This window comes from Curtobacterium pusillum, assembly GCF_013359865.1.
In the GTDB taxonomy this organism is placed as follows: Bacteria; Actinomycetota; Actinomycetes; order Actinomycetales; family Microbacteriaceae; genus Curtobacterium; species Curtobacterium pusillum.
Map to the genome: position 1 here is coordinate 1 of NZ_JABMCE010000053.1, position 18,027 is coordinate 18,027.

The 18,027-nt window shown below is 69.1% G+C and carries 16 protein-coding genes; 13 read left to right on the forward strand and 3 right to left on the reverse strand.

Annotated elements, in window-relative coordinates:
* Positions 1–335: 335 nt before the first annotated feature.
* Entirely contained in the window at positions 336–911 is a 576-nt protein-coding gene (locus tag HP507_RS03575; RefSeq protein ID WP_175350483.1) for a DUF3043 domain-containing protein, read from the reverse strand.
* Between the two features lie 53 nt (positions 912–964).
* On the opposite strand from HP507_RS03575, the gene HP507_RS03580 reads away from it, so the two are divergent.
* From HP507_RS03580 to HP507_RS03605, 6 genes are all read left to right on the forward strand, one after another.
* A complete protein-coding gene (locus HP507_RS03580; RefSeq protein ID WP_175350484.1) occupies positions 965–2,407 on the forward strand; it encodes a dipeptidase in 1,443 nt (480 codons plus the stop codon).
* Between the two features lie 199 nt (positions 2,408–2,606).
* Complete coding sequence (locus HP507_RS03585; protein WP_175350485.1) at positions 2,607–2,981, forward strand: HesB/IscA family protein; 375 nt, start codon at positions 2,607–2,609, stop codon at positions 2,979–2,981.
* A gap of 257 nt (positions 2,982–3,238) precedes the next feature.
* Positions 3,239–4,141, forward strand: coding sequence for an aa3-type cytochrome oxidase subunit II (gene ctaC / locus HP507_RS03590; RefSeq protein WP_175350486.1), 903 nt, complete (start codon positions 3,239–3,241; stop codon positions 4,139–4,141).
* An 11-nt stretch (positions 4,142–4,152) separates the two neighbouring features.
* Positions 4,153–5,889, forward strand: coding sequence for an aa3-type cytochrome oxidase subunit I (gene ctaD / locus HP507_RS03595; RefSeq protein WP_175350487.1), 1,737 nt, complete (start codon positions 4,153–4,155; stop codon positions 5,887–5,889).
* Positions 5,890–5,893: 4 nt separating this feature from the next.
* Positions 5,894–6,310, forward strand: coding sequence for a cytochrome c oxidase subunit 4 (locus HP507_RS03600; protein ID WP_175350488.1), 417 nt, complete (start codon positions 5,894–5,896; stop codon positions 6,308–6,310).
* A gap of 212 nt (positions 6,311–6,522) precedes the next feature.
* Positions 6,523–7,896, forward strand: coding sequence for a glucose-6-phosphate dehydrogenase (locus HP507_RS03605; protein WP_175350489.1), 1,374 nt, complete (start codon positions 6,523–6,525; stop codon positions 7,894–7,896).
* A gap of 156 nt (positions 7,897–8,052) precedes the next feature.
* On the opposite strand, the gene HP507_RS03610 is transcribed toward HP507_RS03605, so the two are convergent.
* Both HP507_RS03610 and HP507_RS03615 read right to left on the reverse strand, forming a co-directional pair.
* Positions 8,053–9,942, reverse strand: a complete 1,890-nt coding sequence (locus tag HP507_RS03610) for a glycoside hydrolase family 15 protein (protein ID WP_175350490.1) — start codon at positions 9,940–9,942, stop codon at positions 8,053–8,055.
* Positions 9,943–9,997: 55 nt separating this feature from the next.
* Positions 9,998–11,062 carry an App1 family protein gene (locus HP507_RS03615; RefSeq protein ID WP_175350491.1) on the reverse strand — a complete coding sequence of 355 codons (1,065 nt, stop codon included), beginning with the start codon at positions 11,060–11,062 and terminating at the stop codon, positions 9,998–10,000.
* A gap of 144 nt (positions 11,063–11,206) precedes the next feature.
* On the opposite strand from HP507_RS03615, the gene HP507_RS03620 reads away from it, so the two are divergent.
* From HP507_RS03620 to cydB, 7 genes are all read left to right on the forward strand, one after another.
* Positions 11,207–11,854 carry a TetR/AcrR family transcriptional regulator gene (locus HP507_RS03620; protein ID WP_175350492.1) on the forward strand — a complete coding sequence of 216 codons (648 nt, stop codon included), beginning with the start codon at positions 11,207–11,209 and terminating at the stop codon, positions 11,852–11,854.
* A gap of 219 nt (positions 11,855–12,073) precedes the next feature.
* On the forward strand, positions 12,074–12,940 hold the full coding sequence (locus tag HP507_RS03625; protein ID WP_175350493.1) for an ABC transporter ATP-binding protein: 867 nt from the start codon (positions 12,074–12,076) through the stop codon (positions 12,938–12,940).
* A complete protein-coding gene (locus HP507_RS03630; protein ID WP_175350494.1) occupies positions 12,937–13,659 on the forward strand; it encodes an ABC transporter permease in 723 nt (240 codons plus the stop codon). Before HP507_RS03625 ends, HP507_RS03630 begins: the two co-directional genes overlap by 4 nt.
* Complete coding sequence (locus HP507_RS03635) at positions 13,656–14,396, forward strand: ABC transporter permease (protein ID WP_175350495.1); 741 nt, start codon at positions 13,656–13,658, stop codon at positions 14,394–14,396. Before HP507_RS03630 ends, HP507_RS03635 begins: the two co-directional genes overlap by 4 nt.
* Positions 14,393–15,328: an ABC transporter substrate-binding protein gene (locus tag HP507_RS03640; RefSeq protein ID WP_271207046.1), complete on the forward strand. Its 936-nt coding sequence runs from the start codon at positions 14,393–14,395 to the stop codon at positions 15,326–15,328. Before HP507_RS03635 ends, HP507_RS03640 begins: the two co-directional genes overlap by 4 nt.
* A 274-nt stretch (positions 15,329–15,602) precedes the next feature.
* On the forward strand, positions 15,603–17,015 hold the full coding sequence (locus HP507_RS03645; protein ID WP_175350496.1) for a cytochrome ubiquinol oxidase subunit I: 1,413 nt from the start codon (positions 15,603–15,605) through the stop codon (positions 17,013–17,015).
* 1 nt (position 17,016) lies between these two features.
* Positions 17,017–18,021, forward strand: coding sequence for a cytochrome d ubiquinol oxidase subunit II (gene cydB / locus HP507_RS03650; protein ID WP_175350497.1), 1,005 nt, complete (start codon positions 17,017–17,019; stop codon positions 18,019–18,021).
* Positions 18,022–18,027: the final 6 nt, after the last annotated feature.

Genomic DNA, 18,027 nt, shown 5'->3' on the forward strand with positions numbered 1-18,027 from the left:
GGCGAGAACGGTCGGGGCGGCGCGCTCAGAGCGACAGAACGTGACCGCTCGGCGGAGCGCGCGCGGCATGTCCTGGCCGCTCAGTGGGGGGCGCCCCCGGCGCGGAGCGAGCCGGGGACGGTCGGGAGGCGCGGTGCGGGCCCGACCCGCGCCTCCCGTGCGGACGCCGAGCGGGCGCAACACGCCGTCTGCGGTCGCCGAGTGGGCACGAACGGTCGGGATGGCGCGCTCAGAGCGACAGAACGTGACCGCTCGGTGCCGCGCGGCCCGGCCGCGCGACCGCCCGGGAACGACGAAGCGCCGCCCGGCGGACCGGGCGGCGCTTCGGGGTGAGGTCAGACGGTGGGGTACTGCCCGCGCTTGACCTGCGGCTTCGGCAGGCGCAGGAAGCGCAGCTGCCACGACCGCGTGAGGATGTAGAAGAACGTGCCGCGCTGCATCGAGCCGAACTTGTTCGTCAGCTTCTTGCGGAAGGACAGCCAGAGCACGAGGCAGTCCAGCAGGAAGAGCGCCACGAACGCCCACACCAGCAGCAGCGCGTACGACGCGATCGCCGTCTGCGAGGCGGCGAACCCGACGATGAGGAACAGGACGAGCACCGGCATCATGATCTCGCCGACGTTCCAGCGGGCGTCGATCCAGTCGCGCACGAACCTGCGCTGCTCGCCCTTGTCCTTCGCGGGGAGGTAGCGCTCCTCGCCGTTCGCCATGCCGACGCGGGCCTTCTCGCGCTCGTTGGTGAGACGAGCGCGCGCCGCCTTCTTGTCCTCGGCGGAGCCGCCGACGATCGGACGGCGGTTCGCTGCCTCACGCTCGCGACGCGTCGGCGTCGGCCGGCCCTTGCCCTGCTCGAGGAGCTCGGCCTCGGTCGGGTTCACGGTCGTGTTGGTCTTGGGGGCTGCCTTCGCCACGGTGCGTTCCTAACGGCGGTGTGCGTGCTGGATCGTCCTCTAGATTACCGGGCATGACCGACACCGAACAGCACAGCACCGCGACCGACCCCGCGCTCCTCGACGCCCTCCGCGAACACGTCCAGGGCGCGCTGCCCTCGACGATCGCCGATCTCTCCGCGCTCGTGCGCCTGCCGTCGGTGTCCTGGTCTGCGTTCGACCCGGCGAACGTCCGGGCGAGCGCCGAGGCCGTCGCGGACCTGGCCCGGTCGACGGGAGTGTTCGCCGACGACGCCGTCCGGATCGTGCGCTCGGCGGTCGAGGGGGACACGGCGACCGCGGACGCGGACGGTCGCGAACTCGGTCAGCCCGCGGTGCTCGCGGTGCGCCCGGCCCGCAACGGGAAGCCGACCGTGATGCTCTACGCGCACCACGACGTCCAGCCGCAGGGCGACGACGCACTGTGGGAGACGCCGCCGTTCGAGCCGACGCTCCGCGGAGACCGCCTGTACGGTCGCGGCGCCTCGGACGACAAGGCCGGCGTGATGACGCACATCGCCTCGCTCCGCGCCGTCCACGCGCAGTTCGGCGACGACCTCGACCTCGGCATCGTGCTGTTCGTCGAGGGCGAGGAGGAGTTCGGCTCCCGGTCGTTCCGCACGTTCCTGCGGGAGCAGAAGGAGCACCTGGCGGCGGACGTCATCGTCGTGGCGGACAGCGACAACTGGTCCGCCGAGGTCCCGTCGATCACGGTCTCCCTGCGCGGCAACGTCACCTTCAAGCTCACCCTGACGACCCTCGAGCACGCGAGCCACAGCGGCATGTTCGGGGGAGCGGCGCCCGACGCCATGATCCCGATGGTCCGCCTGCTCGCCTCGCTCCACGACGACGACGGGTCCGTCGCCGTCGAGGGGCTCACCTCGTACGAGGCGGACGTGCCCGCCCGCACCGAGGACGAACTGGCGACCGACGCCGCGCTGCTGCCCGGCGTGCGTCCCGTCGGCCGGGGAGACGTGCTCTCGCGCATGTGGTTCCAGCCGTCGATCACGGTCACGGGCATGGACGTCCCGAGCGTCGCGAACGCGTCGAACACGCTCCTGCCGACGGTGTCCGCGCGGATCTCCGTCCGCGTCGCTCCCGGTCAGCCGGCCACCGAGGCCGCCGCGGCCGTCGAGCGCCACCTGCGCGCCCACGTGCCCTTCGGCGCACGCCTCGAGATCTCCGAGCCGGACGCGGGGGACGGCTTCCTCGTCGACACGGCCGGTTGGGCCGTCCAGGAGGCGCGCACGGCGATGCGTGAGGGCTGGGGCAACGAGGCGGTCGAGCAGGGCATCGGCGGCTCGATCCCGTTCGTGTCCGACCTCGCCGCCGAGTTCCCCGAGGCGCAGATCCTCGTGACGGGCGTCGAGGACCCGGACACGCGGGCGCACAGCCCGAACGAGTCCCAGCACCTGGGCGTCCTGCACCGCGCGATCGCGTCGGAGGCGATCCTGCTGGCGCGCCTCGCGACGCGCTGACGCGGCAGCCCGCAAAACGCAACGCGGCAGCCCGCAAGACGCAACGTTGACGGTTGCCCGCAGGGGTGTACCGCTGCGCGGAGCCGTCGGGGTTGCGTTTTGCGGGAGGGGCGCCGACGGGCCGGTGCGAGCGTCGGGGGCGCGTGCTTACAATCGACGCAGGCGCGGTGAACGGCACCGCCCGGAGGGAGACGCGCGGATGAGCGACACCATCACCGACAACGCACCGGCGACCGAGGCGCCGTCGCACGGCGTCCTGCTCAGCGACGCGGCCGCGGCGAAGGTGGCGAGCCTCCTCGAGCAGGAAGGCCGCGACGACCTCCGTCTGCGTCTCGCCGTCCAGCCCGGCGGCTGCTCGGGCCTCATCTACCAGCTCTACTTCGACGAGCGTCTGCTCGACGGCGACGCCACCGTCGAGTTCGACGGCGGGGTCGAGGTCGTGGTCGACAAGATGAGCGTCCCGTACCTCGACGGCGCCTCGATCGACTTCGAGGACACGATCCAGAAGCAGGGCTTCACGATCGACAACCCCAACGCGCAGGGCAGCTGCGCGTGCGGCGACAGCTTCCACTGATCGCCCGTCCGCCCGACACGAGCGGGGAGCGACCGACACGGTCGCTCCCCGCTCGTTCGTTCCCCGGGCGTGGCATCGCCACGATCAGGGAAAACGCCGTCGATGCGAGTGCGGATCGCGGCCGGAGGCGTGTCGCGTGTGCGCGAGCGGTCTCCAGCTGCGAGTAAGCTAGGAGTGTTCCAACCAAGCTGGGAGCGAGCCATGAGCGACCTTCGTGTCACGGCCTGCTCCGGTTTCACGTCTTCCGAGAGGTAACAGTGCGTTCGAATCGCCGTATACGTTGGGCGGCCGTCCCGGTGGCCGTCGGTCTGGTCATCGCACTGGCTGGTTGCTCGCAGCAGCAGCTGAACGGATGGCTCCCCGGCACGGAGGACACGAAGGACGTCACGAACCACACGAGCCGCATCGTCGGTCTGTGGACCACCAGCTGGGTCGTGCTCCTCGCGGTCGGTCTCATCGTGTGGGGCCTGGTCATCTGGGCCGCGATCGTGTACCGCCGCCGCAAGGGCCAGACCGGCCTCCCGGTGCAGATGCGGTACAACATGCCGCTCGAGATCTTCTACACGATCGTGCCGCTGATCCTCGTGCTCGGCTTCTTCGCCTTCACCGCGAAGGACCAGGCCGCGATCGAGAAGCCGTTCACCAACCCGGACGCCACGATCCACGTCTACGGCAAGCGCTGGGCTTGGGACTTCAACTACATCGACCAGAACAACCCCGACAAGAGCGTCTACTACCAGGGCATCCAGGCCCAGGAAGAAGAGAACGCCAAGGGCGCCATCGACGAGTCGCAGCTGCCGACCCTGTACCTGCCCAAGGGCAAGAAGGTCAAGATCGAGCTGTCCTCGCGCGACGTCGACCACTCCTTCTGGATCATCGACTTCCTGTACAAGAAGGACATGCTCCCGGGCAAGACGAACTACGAGTACTTCATCCCGGAGAAGCTCGGCACGTACCAGGGCAAGTGCGCCGAGCTCTGCGGTGAGTACCACTCGCTCATGCTCTTCCAGGTGAAGGTCGTGACCCCGTCGCAGTACCAGGACTACCTCGGCACCCTCAAGGACCAGGGCAAGGTCGGTCTGCTCGGCAACGAGTACAACACCAACACGAACGAACCGAACGACAAGACGCCCGTCACGGCGTCCAGCGAGAACAAGTAGGGGCTCGTCAGATGACAACGTCACTCGTCGGCCAGCCGACCAGGCCCTCGACGCCGGACTTCCAGGCGTCGAAGGTGGGTCGGAAGGGCAACATCATCGTCCGGTGGATCACCTCCACGGACCACAAGACCATCGGGTACATGTACCTGATCGCGTCGTTCATGTTCTTCCTGCTCGCGGGTGTGATGGCCCTGGTCATCCGCGCCCAGCTCTTCGAGCCCGGGCTGCACGTGGTCGCGACGAAGGAGCAGTACAACCAGCTGTTCACGATGCACGGCACGATCATGCTGCTGATGTTCGCGACGCCGCTGTTCTCGGGCTTCGCGAACGCGATCATGCCGCTCCAGATCGGTGCACCGGACGTCGCCTTCCCCCGTCTCAACGGCTTCGCCTTCTGGCTCTACCTCTTCGGTTCGCTCATCGCCGTCGGCGGCTTCCTCACCCCGCAGGGCGCAGCGTCCTTCGGCTGGTTCGCCTACGCGCCACTGAGTGACACGACGTTCACACCAGGGCTCGGCGGAACGCTGTGGGTCTTCGGCCTCGGCATGACCGGCTTCTCGACGATCCTCGGTGCGGTGAACTTCATCACCACGATCATCACGATGCGCGCCCCCGGTCTGACCATGTTCCGCATGTCGATCTTCACGTGGAACACGCTCATCACGGCGCTGCTCGTGCTGATGGCCTTCCCGGTGCTCGCCGCCGCGCTGTTCGGTCTCGGCCTCGACCGCGTGTTCGGTGCTCAGATCTTCAACCCGGCCAACGGCGGAGCGCTCCTCTGGCAGCACCTGTTCTGGTTCTTCGGGCACCCCGAGGTGTACATCATCGCGCTGCCGTTCTTCGGCATCGTGTCCGAGGTCTTCCCGGTCTTCAGCCGCAAGCCGATCTTCGGGTACAAGACCCTCGTCTACGCGACCATCTCGATCGCGGCGCTGTCGGTCACGGTGTGGGCGCACCACATGTACGTCACCGGTGGCGTCCTGCTCCCGTGGTTCTCCCTCATGACGATGCTCATCGCGGTCCCGACCGGCGTGAAGATCTTCAACTGGGTCGGCACGATGTGGCGCGGTTCGGTCACCTTCGAGACCCCGCTGCTGTGGGCCGTCGGCTTCCTCATCACCTTCACGTTCGGTGGTCTCACCGGTGTGATCCTGGCGTCGCCGCCGCTCGACTTCCACGTCTCCGACTCGTACTTCGTCGTGGCGCACTTCCACTACGTGGTCTTCGGCACGGTCGTCTTCGCGATGTTCTCCGGCTTCTACTTCTGGTGGCCGAAGTGGACGGGCAAGATGCTCAACGAGCGCCTCGGCAAGATCCACTTCTGGCTCCTGTTCATCGGCTTCCACACGACGTTCCTCATCCAGCACTGGCTGGGCGTCATCGGCATGCCGCGCCGCTACGCGACGTACCTGCCGAACGACGGCTTCACGTGGATGAACCAGCTGTCGACGATCGGCTCGATGATCCTCGCGGTCTCGTTCCTGCCGTTCATCTTCAACGTCTACGTCACCGCTCGGAACGCGCCGAAGGTCGCCGTGAACGACCCGTGGGGCTACGGCCGCTCGCTCGAGTGGGCGACCAGCTGCCCGCCGCCGCGGCACAACTTCACGTCGATCCCGCGCATCCGTTCGGAGTCGCCGGCGTTCGACCTGAACCACCCCGAAGCGGGTGTGCCGATCGGCGTCGGTCCTGCGAAGGACGCTCCCGATGCTCCGACCTACGACGCCGCGAAGGGCGAGGTGAAGTAAGGCGATGCGCGCCAACACCAACCTGTTCTGGATCCTCTTCGGGTTCTTCATCGTCGCCGACGCGGCGTACTCCATCTGGTCGCTCATCTACTACGGCGAGCTGGAGTGGGTCGGCACCCTGGCCATCGGCCTCACCGGGATCATGTCCGCGTTCATCGCGTTCTACCTCGGCAAGGTCATGTCCTCGCAGGGTGGCGTCCTTCCCGAGGACCGTCCCGACGCCAACATCGAGGACGGCGACGCCGAGCTCGGGCACTTCAGCCCCTGGTCGTGGTGGCCGATCCTCCTCGCGGGCGCGGTGGCCCTCTGCTTCCTCGGCGTCGCGGCCGGCCTCTGGATCGTGCCGATCGGGCTCGCCTGCGTGGCGGTCACGCTCGTCGGCTGGGTCTACGAGTACTACCGCGGCAACTTCGGTCACTGACCTGACGCTGCAGCGCACCTGACACTTCGGGCGGCACCACACCGGTGCCGCCCGAAGTGCGTCCCGGCCCAGCACCGATTGCGATCCCATCCGGGTCCGACCACCAGCTCCCCGGCCCGAACCGGGAATCAACCGGCCCGCGCGCCGCTTGGCCTCAGGGGCCGGCGATCCCAGCGGACCACACCCCACCACAGCGAAAGGAGTCACCTCCGGTGACCGACAAGCGCACTCTCATCATCTTCGGCGCGACGGGCGACCTCGCCTCCCGCTTGCTGCTGCCGGGTCTCGGCACGTTCCTGCAGAGCGGTCGAGCGGTCCCCGTCCAGCTCATCGGCACGGGCCGCAGCGCCCGCAGCGAGGAGCAGTGGAAGGACGTCGTCACGAAGTCCTTCGCGTCGCAGGACGTGAAGGGCCCGGACGTCGACGCGACGCTCGCGTCGACGCAGTTCATCCAGGGTGACCCCACCGACCCGGAGCACCTCAAGGCGCTGTTCGCTGCGGCGGAGCACGAGCCGATCCTGTACTTCGCGCTGCCGCCGCAGATCGCGTCGGACATCTGCGAGGCCCTGCAGCAGGTCGAGCTCCCCGAGGGCACCACGCTCGCGTTCGAGAAGCCGTTCGGCACGGATGTCGCCAGTGCCGAGGCGCTCAACGAGACGGTCCTGAAGCTGGTCCCCGAGGAGCGCGTGCACCGCACCGACCACTTCCTCGGCCGAACCACGGTCCTGAACATCATCGGTCTGCGGTTCGCGAACCGCCTGTTCGAGCCGATCTGGAACGCGGACAACATCGAGAAGGTCGACGTCTTCTACGACGAGACCCTCGGCCTCGAGAACCGCGCCCAGTACTACGACGAGGCCGGCGCGATGGTCGACATGATCCAGTCGCACCTGCTGCAGATCCTCGGTCTGGTCACGATGGACGCCCCGTCCGCGATCGACGCGGTCGAGTTCCGGTCCTCGCTGGCCCGCGTGCTGCGGTCGACCCGGCTCAAGGGCGACGACCCGAAGGTCGCTTCGCGTCGCGCCGTGTACACGGCGGGCACGATCGACGGCAAGGACCTGCCGTCGTACCAGGACGAGGACGGCGTCGACCCGTCGCGTCGGACGGAGACCCTGGCCGAGATCTCGGTCGAGGTCGACACCGCCCGCTGGAAGGGCGTCCCGTTCACCCTCCGTTCCGGCAAGGCCCTCGGTGCCAGCCGCAAGGAGGTCCTGATCACGTTCAAGCCTGTGACCCGTCTGCCCTCCGGCCTGACCGGCCGTCCGAAGACCGACACGCTCCGCATCGTCCTCAACCCGGACGAGATCGAGCTCACGGTGTCGGCGAACGGCGGCGGCAACCCGTTCGAGATGGGCCAGGTCACGCTGTCCTCGTCCTTCGCCGACGGCGAGCTGACCCCGTACGGCGAGGTCCTCAACGGGATCTTCCACGACGACCCGCTGCTCTCGATCCGCGGTGACGTGGCGGAGCGCTGCTGGGAGATCGTGGAGCCGGTCGTCGAGGCGTGGAAGGCGAACGAGGTCCCGTTGGAGGAGTACCGCGCGGGTTCGCGTGGCCCGGCGGACTGGGAGTCGTCCTCCTGACGTCCTGACGGACGCCACCACCTGACGGACTGGAGGCGCGGTGCCGGCTGGCACCGCGCCTCCAGTCCGTTCTCGGTCCCGTCTACCCCGGCAAGGCGACAGGATGCCGCCGAAGTTTGCCGGCAATCTGTCGCTTTCGCGGTCGGGACCACCGCATCAGGCGGGCGTGCCCGCCCGCTCGCCCTCGCCCGTCCACGACCGGGTCCCGCCGTCGTGGACGGCCAGCCGCGTCCGGTGCCCCGCCGCGCTACCGCGCGCCCGCGCGATCGCGTCCGCCGCCGACACGAGCGTCAGGTGCGAGAGCACCTGCGGGGTGTTGCCGATGTGGTGCCCGGTGGCGACGTCGATCTCCTCCGAGAGCATCCCGACGTCGTTCGTGTAGCCGACGAGCACGTCCATGAGCCGTTCCGCGTCCTCGACACGGCCGGAGGCGGCGTACTGCTCGACGAGCCAGAACGAGCACGCGAGGAACGGGTGCTCGCTGCCCGACAGCCCGTCGAAGCCGGCGGACGTCCGGTACCGGAGCACGAGCCCCTCGGAGCCGGTCCGCAGGTCCTGCTCGATCGCGGCGACGGTGCCGGTCATCCGCGGGTCGCCGGGCTTCACGTAGCCGATCTGCGGCAGGACGAGCAGGCTCGCGTCGACCTCGTCGGTGTCGTAGTGCTGCCGGTAGCTGCCGCGCTCCGCGTTCCAGCCGTGCTGCTCGATCTCGGCGCGGACCTCGGCGCGCAGGGTGCGCCAACGGTCGACGGGGCCCTCGAGTCCGAACTCCTCCACGGCCGCGACCCCGCGGTCGAACGCCGCCCAGATCATCGCGCGCGAGTGCGTGAAGTGCCGGCGTGGTCCGCGCATCTCCCAGATGCCGTTGTCCGGTTGCTGCCAGTGTTCCTCGACGTACCCGAGCAGCGCGCGCTGGAGGGCCCACGAGTCGGCGTTCTCCTCGACGCCGAGCTCCCGGGCGTCGTGCAGTGCCGCGAGTACCTCGCCGAACACGTCGCCCTGGTACTGCGTGTACGCGCCGTTCCCGATCCGGACCGGTGCGGAGCCCGCGTAGCCGGGCAGGTTCGGCAGCTCGCGCTCCGGGAGCTCGCGTTCGCCGGCGATCCCGTACATGATCTGCACGTCCGCGGGGTCCCCGGCGATGGCGCGCAGGAGCCAACCACGCCAGTGCGCCGCCTCGTCGCGGTACCCGTGTGCGATGAGGGACGCCAGGGCGAGGGACGCGTCGCGGAGCCACACGTAGCGGTAGTCCCAGTTGCGGACGCCACCGGGGTCCTCCGGGAGGCTCGTGGTCGCGGCCGCCACCACGCCGCCGGTCTCGGCGTGCGTCATCGCGCGGAGGAACATGAGCGACTGCCGGGTCGCCTCGACGTAGCGTCCCTGGGTCCGGAGCGGTGCCATCCAGGCGCGCCACCACGATCGGGTGCGCTCGAGTGCCGCGTCGACGTCGACCGGCTCCGGGGGTTCGCGGTGCGACGGGTACCAGGTGAGCACGGTGTCGAGGACGTCGCCGTCGTGCACGGTGCTCGTCGCCGTGTGCCGGTGGTCGTCGGCGTGGAAGCGCACTCCGCGGACGATGATCGAGCCCGGGCCGGCGGTCGCGAGGAGCGCCGGCTCCTCGTCGCCGCCGATCTGCCGGACCCAGGGGAGCGCGAGTGCGTAGTCGAAACGGATCCGCAGCGTCTGACGGAGCTCGACCGATCCGCGCAGACCCCGCGCCCGCCGGATGATCGTCGCCCGGTGCGCACCGATGGGCATGCACTCGGTGACCTCGACGACACCGGTGCTCGTCGTCCACACCGTGGAGAGCACGAGCGTGTCGTGGTCGTACCGACGGGTGGCGGTCGCGTCGGGGTCCGTGGGGCGGAGCGTCCACTCACCGTGGTCCTGGGTGCCGAGGATCGACGCGAAGGTCGACGGGCTGTCGAACCGGGGGAGGCAGGCCCAGTCGATCGTGCCGTCCCGGCCGACCAGTGCAGCGGTGTACGTGTCACCGATCAGCGCGTGGTCCTCGATGCGGTTGGTCGGTGCGTTCGCCGTCGTCATGGGGCGATCCAACCACCGGCGGCTCCGGACACCGCGCAGCGGGCTGAGGGATGCCTCAGGCCGGGTCGGCGGGATCCGCCTCGGCGAGGCCGACGCGTGCGAGTTCCGACCACATCCCGGCGCCGTCCGGTGCGTACACCCAGGGCGCGGACGACTCGCGCGAGCGCTCCTGGGCGCGCGAACGCCCACCGGCGAGGACGGCCTCGCTGGTGGAGAGCTGGCGGATCGCGACGGCCGCGACGTTCTCCGGGTGCTGCCGGGCGAACTCGCCGTACAGGGCCTCGTCGTGCTGCCCGTCGTCGCCGACGAGGAGCCACTGCACGTCCGGGAAGTCCTTCGCCAGCCGTTCGAGGTTCTGCTGCTTGTGGAGCTGGCCGCTGCGGAAGAAGCGGTCGTGCGTGGGGCCCCAGTCGGTGAGCAGGAGCGTCCCCGACGGGTAGAGGTTGCGGGTCAGGAACCGCTGGAGCGTCGGTGCCACGTTCCACGCGCCCGTGGAGAGGTAGACCGTGGGGGCGCCCGGGTGCTGGGCGAGCACGCGTTCGTAGAGGACCGACATGCCGGGCACCGGACGGCGCGCGTGCTCGGTGAGGACGAACGAGTTCCAGGCGGCGAGCAACGGACGGGGAAGCGAGGTCACCATGACGGTGTCGTCGACGTCGGACAGCAGCCCGAAGCGGGTGTCCGGGTGCACGATGAAGACGTCGGCCTCGACGTCCCGCATGCCCCCGGCGGACAGCCTGATGGTGCGCCACCCCGGTTCGAGGTCGATCGGCACGATGGTGTCCACCACGCCGCCCCGGTCGGACTGCACGACGTGCGTGGTGCCGCCGGCCGTGATCGTGACCTCGGCGTCGTCGACCGCCACGCTCGTGAAGCTCTTCCAGCCGCGCACGCCGTAGAAGGACGCGTCGGAGGCCAGTCCGCGCCGGGTGAGCAGGACACGGCAGAGCACACGCACCCAGCCGGGAGCGCCGTAGCCGTTGTACGGGATCACCGTCGGCACGAGGCCGCGGCGGCGTGCTCGCTGCTCGCGGAACTCCTGGACGGCGTCCTCGATGCGGGCGGCCCGGTGGAGGATCGGCTCGGCCAGCGACGGCTCGTGGGGCGTCGGGTCGGGCATCGCCCCATCATTCCACGGCCGGACCCGGGACACCTACGACCTCGCAGGCGCTCTGGGAGAGTCGCAGCGATATTCCAGCCGGTCTCTGCGACAGTTGGTCCGTCACACCCACATGACCGCGCTGTCCGCGCAAGAGGAGAACACGTGCTCGTCACCGAGGTATCGAACGCACTGCCGGGGGGATCATCACTGCTCAGGAACGAGCCGGTCCAAGCCCGCAGTTCGGCGCGCCTCGCCGGCCTCCTCGACGCCGCGGCCGCGGTGATCGACGAGATCGGGTTCGAGCGCCTGACCACCGCGATGGTCGCCGAGCGGGCGGGGGCGTCCATCGGTACCGTCTACCGCTACTTCCCGGACCGGATCGCCGTCGTCGAGGCGCTGGCGATCCGGAGCACCCAGCGTCTGGCCGAGCGGTTCGTCGCGGCGCTCGACGCGAGTGCCGCCGCGACCTGGCAGGACGCCTGCGACGCACTCATCGACGCGACCGCCGAGATGTACCGGACCGAGCCGGGGTTCCGCGCCATCCGCTTCGGCGACGCGGCGGACACCGGCACGGGCGACGCCGAGGACCGGATGGCGGCGCTGGGGAGCGCGGTCGCCCAGATCATGCACGAACGGTTCGGTCTGCCCACCGGCGAGCGCATCGAACGCACGTGGGTGGTGCTCGCCGAGTCGGCGCACGCGGTCCTCGCCCGCGCGCACCGTGACCCCTCGAACCCCGAGACGGACCTGATCGAGGAGTACCGCACGATGAGCCGCGCCCACCTCGAAGCGGTGGTCGCCGCCTCCTGACCGACCCGGTCGGGTCGGGTCACCGAACCGACGACGCCCGCGCTCCGAACTGGAGGCGCGGGCGTCGTCGTGCGCGCGGCCGACGGTCGCGCAGTCGGCCGGCCGCAGAACGTCGACCGGCCGTCCGGGGCGCGTCACGGATCGTCACGGCTGAACCGGTGTCGGACCCGGCGGGTACTCTCACTCGGAGTCGGGCTACCTCCGAACAGAAGGGCACCCATGATCGAGTTCCGCTCGGTGCGCAAGACCTACCCGGACGGCACCAACGCGGTCGATGACTTCAGCCTCGTCATCCCCTCCAGGACCACGACGGTCTTCGTCGGGTCGAGCGGCTGCGGCAAGACCACCCTCCTCCGGATGATCAACCGGATGGTCGACCCGAGCGCGGGCGCCGTGGAGATCGACGGCGAGGACGTCGCGGGTGTGGACCCGGTCCAGCTCCGTCGCCGGATCGGCTACGTGATGCAGAACGCCGGGCTGCTGCCGCACCGCAAGGTCGTCGACAACATCGCCACCGTGCCGCTCCTCACGGGCGTCTCGAAGGCCGAGGCGCGCGCACGTGCCCTCGAGCTCATGGACACCGTCGGCCTCGACCGGGCCTTCGCGAACCGGTACCCGTCCCAGCTCTCCGGCGGGCAGCAGCAGCGCGTCGGCGTCGCCCGCGGCCTCGCGGTGGACCCGAACATCCTGCTCATGGACGAGCCCTTCGGCGCCGTCGACCCGCTCGTCCGCACCGACCTGCAGGACGAACTCATCCGCCTGCAGCGCGAGCTCGGCAAGACCGTCGTGTTCGTCACCCACGACATCGACGAGGCGTTCAAGCTCGGCGACCAGGTCGTCATCCTCAAGAAGGGCGGCGAGATCGCCCAGCTCGGCACCCCGGCCCAGATCCTCGCCGAACCGGCCGACGACTTCGTGGCGAACTTCATCGGCGCCGGTCGTGGTCGCCGCGCGCTCCGGGTCGAGCAGACGCCGACCGGGCCGATCGTCGTCGACGGCGAGGGCCGCGCCGCGGGAGTGCTCACCGGGCCGGTCCAGGTCGTCGACGCCGCCGAGGCCGTGCAGCAGCAGCGGGACGACGCGTGAACTGGGTCCTGGGAAACCTCGACACGATCACGTCGAACCTGATCGCGCACGTCTGGCTGTCGATCCCGCCGATCGTCATCAGCTTCGTGCTGTCGGTGCCGATCGGGCTGGTCGTGTCGCGGTTGCGGAAGCGCCGCGGTGCCGCGCACGCGACCGGTTCGACGATCGTCGTGGTATCGAGCCTCCTCTACGCGATCCCGTCGTTCCCGTTCTTCCTGGCGCTGCCCGCGATCCTGGGGACGAGCATCCTCGACCCCGTCAACGTCGTGATCGCGCTCACGGTGTACGGCATCGCGCTCATGGCCCGGTCGGCGGCGGACGCGATCGACGCCGTCGACGCCGAGGTCGTCGGCGCGTCCGAGGCGCTCGGGTACTCGCCGGCCCAGCGGTTCTTCAAGGTGGAGCTGCCGCTCGCCGGTCCGGTCCTGCTCGCCGGCATCCGCGTGGTGGCGGTGTCGACGGTCAGCCTCGTCACGGTCGGTGCGCTGCTCGGCATCGCGAACCTCGGCTTCCTGCTCACGGACGGGCTGAAGCGCGGGATCAGCGTGGAGATCCTCACCGGGATCGTCCTGACGATCGCCCTCGCCCTCGTCATCGACGGGCTGCTCGTGCTCCTCGGGCGGATCGTCATGCCGTGGACCCGGGGGACCGGCCGCGCCGCCCGAGCCGTGCGCCGACGGGCCGCCGCCGACGTCCGCGCGGGGGAGGTCTCCGCATGAACCTCTTCGCACAGGGCATCGCGTGGATCTTCGACCCGGCCAACAACACGGGGAACAACGCCATCCTCGTCCGGCTCGGCGAGCACGTCACGATCACGCTGCTCACCGTCGCCGTCGCGGTCGTGATCGCCGTGCCGCTCGGGCTGCTGATCGGCCACACCGGCAAGGGACGGAGCGTCGCGGTCGGGCTCTCCGGTGGCATCCGCGCCCTGCCCACCCTCGGCGTCCTGACGCTCCTCGCGCTGTGGCTCGGCCTGGGGCTGCAGGCACCGGTGATCGCGTTCGTCATCCTCGCCATCCCGTCGATCCTCGCCGGCACGTACTCCGGGGTGGAGGCGATCGACCGGGCGACGATCGACGCCGCCCGCGCGCAGGGCATGACCCCGTGGCAGGTGCTCGGCAAGGTCGAGATCCCGCTCGCACTGCCGCTCATCGTCGGCGGCATCCGCGCGGCGGTCCTGCAGGTCGTCGCCACCGTCACGCTCGCCGCGTACATCAACGCCGGCGGTCTCGGCGGGTACGCGTTCTCCGGTCTCGCCAATTCGGACTACGTCGAGGTCCTCGGCGGTTCGATCCTGGTGATCGTGCTCGCCATCGCGTTCGAGATCGTCTTCGCCGCACTGCAGCGGCTCGCCGTGCCCGCGGGTGTCTCCGCGGGGTCCGGGCGGCAGTCGCGTCGGAACACCCGTAGCTCAGCACCACGAGCATCAACCCCTGTGGAAGGAACCCACCCGTGATCACAGCAACGACCCGGCGCCTCGCCGCGACGATCGCCGTCGCCTCCGCGGCCGCCATCGCCCTCGTGGGCTGCTCGTCGAGCGACCCGCTCTCCTCCGGCTCCGGCGGCGGGGACTCCAAGACCATCGTCGTGGGTTCGCAGGCGTACCCGTCGAACGAGATCATCGCCGAGCTCTACGCGCAGGAGCTCCAGCACGAGGGCTTCACCGTCACGAAGAAGCTCAACATCGGGCAGCGCAAGGCCTACTGGCCCGAGGTCTCGAAGGGCAGCATCGACGTCTTCCCCGAGTACAACGGCAACCTGCTCAACTTCCTGCTCCAGGAAGACGGCAAGGACACCACGACGGAGACGACGACGGACGGCATCAACTCGGCGCTGAAGGACGCGCTGCCCTCGGGCGTGAAGGCGCTGACCTCGGCCGACGCGTCCGACGCGGACACCTACACGGTGACCCAGGAGACCGCCGACAAGTACGGCCTGAAGTCCATCGCCGACCTGTCCAAGATCGGCGGGACCATCTCGATCGCCGCGAACCCCGAGTTCGCGACCGCCGCGTACGGTCCCAAGGGCCTCAAGGAGAAGTACGGCATCACCGGCGAGGTCAACCAGCAGAACGACTCGGGCGGCCCGCTGACGATCAAGGCGATCCAGGACGGTGACTCGCAGGTGGCGGACATCTACTCCGCGAGCGCCTCGATCAAGACCGAGAAGCTCGTCACGCTCGAGGACCCGAAGCACCTCGTGCCGGCGAACAACGTCACGCCGATCGTCTCGAAGGACCTCGACTCGAAGGCGGCGGAGGCGATCGACAAGGTCGACAAGCTCCTCACGACGGACATGCTCATCGAGCTGAACCGCCAGAACTCGGTGGACCAGAAGTCGGCGGCCTCGGTCGCGAAGTCCTTCCTGCAGGACAAGGACCTCCTGTAGGGCGATCCCACAGAACAAAACGACAGGTGTCGGGCATCCGCCCGGCACCTGTCGTCGTTCGCGGAGCGGACAGGCGGCACGATCGTGCCGCACGGTTGTGCCGTGCACGATGGATGCACGTTCGTGCAGGCGAGGGTTCTACAACTTGTCGAGCGAGGTGTCCGCACGGTAGCGTGGAGGTGTCCCAACGGCTGTGACACCAGAAGTTCCCCCTTCCACAGGAAGCAACTGACGTGCACCAACAGCGCGCGGCGACCCGGCAAGGACGCGCCGCATGAACGACATCCTCGATCCGCTCATCCTGTCGCGGTGGCAGTTCGGTCTGACGACGATCTACCACTTCCTGTTCGTCCCGCTGACGATCGGCATGGCCGTCGTCGTGGCCGTGTTCCAGACGGCCTGGTACCGGACGGGCAGAGCGCACTACCTCCAGCTGACCCGGTTCTTCGGGCGCATCTTCCTCATCAACTTCGCCATGGGCGTGGTGACCGGGATCGTGCAGGAGTTCCAGTTCGGCATGAACTGGTCGAACTACTCCCGGTTCGTCGGTGACGTCTTCGGCGCACCGCTCGCGCTCGAGGGCATCCTCGCGTTCTTCTTCGAGGCGGCGTTCATCGGGATCTGGATCTTCGGCTGGGACCGTCTGCCGAAGGGCCTGCACCTCGCGAGCATGTGGTGCGTCAGTGCGGGCTCGATCATGTCGGCGTACTTCATCATCGCCGCGAACGCGTTCATGCAGCACCCGGTCGGGTTCACCATGAACGGGGCCAAGGGGCGCGCGGAGCTCACGGACATCTGGGCCGTGCTCGGCAACAAGGTCGCCCTGGCCGCGTTCCCGCACACGCTGTTCGCCTGCTTCATGGTCGCCGCGGCGGTCATCATCTCGGTCGCCGCGTACCACCTGGCACGCAACCAGAACCTCGAGACGATGATGCCGGCGCTGAAGTTCGGCATGTGGACGATGCTCGCCGCGGGGGCGTTGACGGTGCTCACGGGCGACCAGCTCGGGCTCACCATGGTGGACACGCAGCCGATGAAGATGGCGGCGGCCGAGGCGTTGTACAACACCGCCACCGGCAAGGACGCCTCGTTCTCGATCTTCACGCTCGGCACGCCGGACGGTGTGCACGAGCTGTTCTCCATCCGGGTGCCCTACCTGCTGTCGTTCCTGTCGACGCACACCTTCAACGGCACCGTCGAGGGCATCAACGACCTGCAGGCCGAGTACTCGCAGGTGTACGGTCCCGGCGACTACAAGCCGATCATCTGGGTCACGTACTGGGCGTTCCGCTGGATGATCGCCCTGGGCGTCGGCGCGGTGCTGGTCTCCCTCGTCGGCCTGTGGCTGACCCGCAAGGGCCGCTTCCCGACCAAGCGGTGGGTGTGGCGCATCGCGACGTGGACGGTCCCGCTGCCGATGGCCGCGATGATCGTCGGCTGGATCTTCACGGAGATGGGCCGGCAACCGTGGCTCGTGTTCGGGCTGTTGAAGACGAGCGACGGCGTCTCGCCGAACGTGACCGGGGTCGAGGTCCTCATCTCGCTCGTCGTGTTCACGCTCATCTACGGCTCGCTGGCCGTCGTCGAGTTCCGCCTCATCAAGAAGGTGGCGCAGGAGGGCCCCGCCGCCCCGGCGGAGGTCGACGAGGAGACCGGCGAGGTCAAGCACGAAGTGACGGTGTACTGAGATGGACCTGCCCGTTCTCTGGTTCGCGATCGTCGGCGTGTTCTTCGTCGGCTACTTCGTCCTCGACGGCTTCGACTTCGGCGTCGGCATGTCCCTGCCGTTCCTCGGCAAGGACGACACCGACCGACGCGTGCTCATCAACACGATCGGACCCGTGTGGGACCTCAACGAGACCTGGGTCATCGTCGCCGGCGCCTGCCTGTTCGCAGCGTTCCCCGAGTGGTACGCCACGATGTTCTCCGGGTTCTACCTCGCCCTGCTGCTCATCCTCGCGGCGCTCATCGCCCGTGGTGTCTCGTTCGAGTACCGGCACCAGAACAAGCACCTGGAGTGGAAGCGCCGCTTCGACCTCATGATCATCATCGGCAGCGCCGTCCCGTCGTTCCTCTGGGGCGTCGCGTTCGGGAACGTCGTCCGCGGCATCCCGATGGACGCCGGCCACAACTACACCGGCACCCTGTTCGACCTGCTCAACCCCTTCGCCCTGCTCACCGGCCTGGCGACGCTGCTGGTGTTCTTCACCCACGGCGTGGTGTTCGTGGCGCTCAAGACCGAGGGTGAGATCCGGGAGCGTGCGAAGCGTCTGGCGACCCGGTCCGGCATCGTCACGATCGTCGTCGGCGCGGCGTTCCTCGTCACGATGGCGTTCGTCCGAGCGACCCCCGCGTCGCTGGTGCTCTCCGTCGTCGCCGCACTCGCCCTCGTCCTGGCCGTGCTCTGTAACGCGTGGGGCAAGGAGGGGCGTGCGTTCACGCTGATGGCGGTGACGATCGCGGCCGTCGTGCTCGCGATGTTCACCGCGATCTTCCCGGACGTCATGCCCGCGACGAACGACCCCGCGAACAGCCTCAACGTCTTCAACGCGTCGAGCGGCACGTACACCCTGACGGTGATGAGCTGGGTCGCGCTGATCTTCGTCCCCCTCGTGTTCGCCTACCAGGCCTGGACGTACTGGGTGTTCCGCAAGCGCGTCTCGCGGACCCAGATCACCCAGGCCGCGCACTAGCGGGGC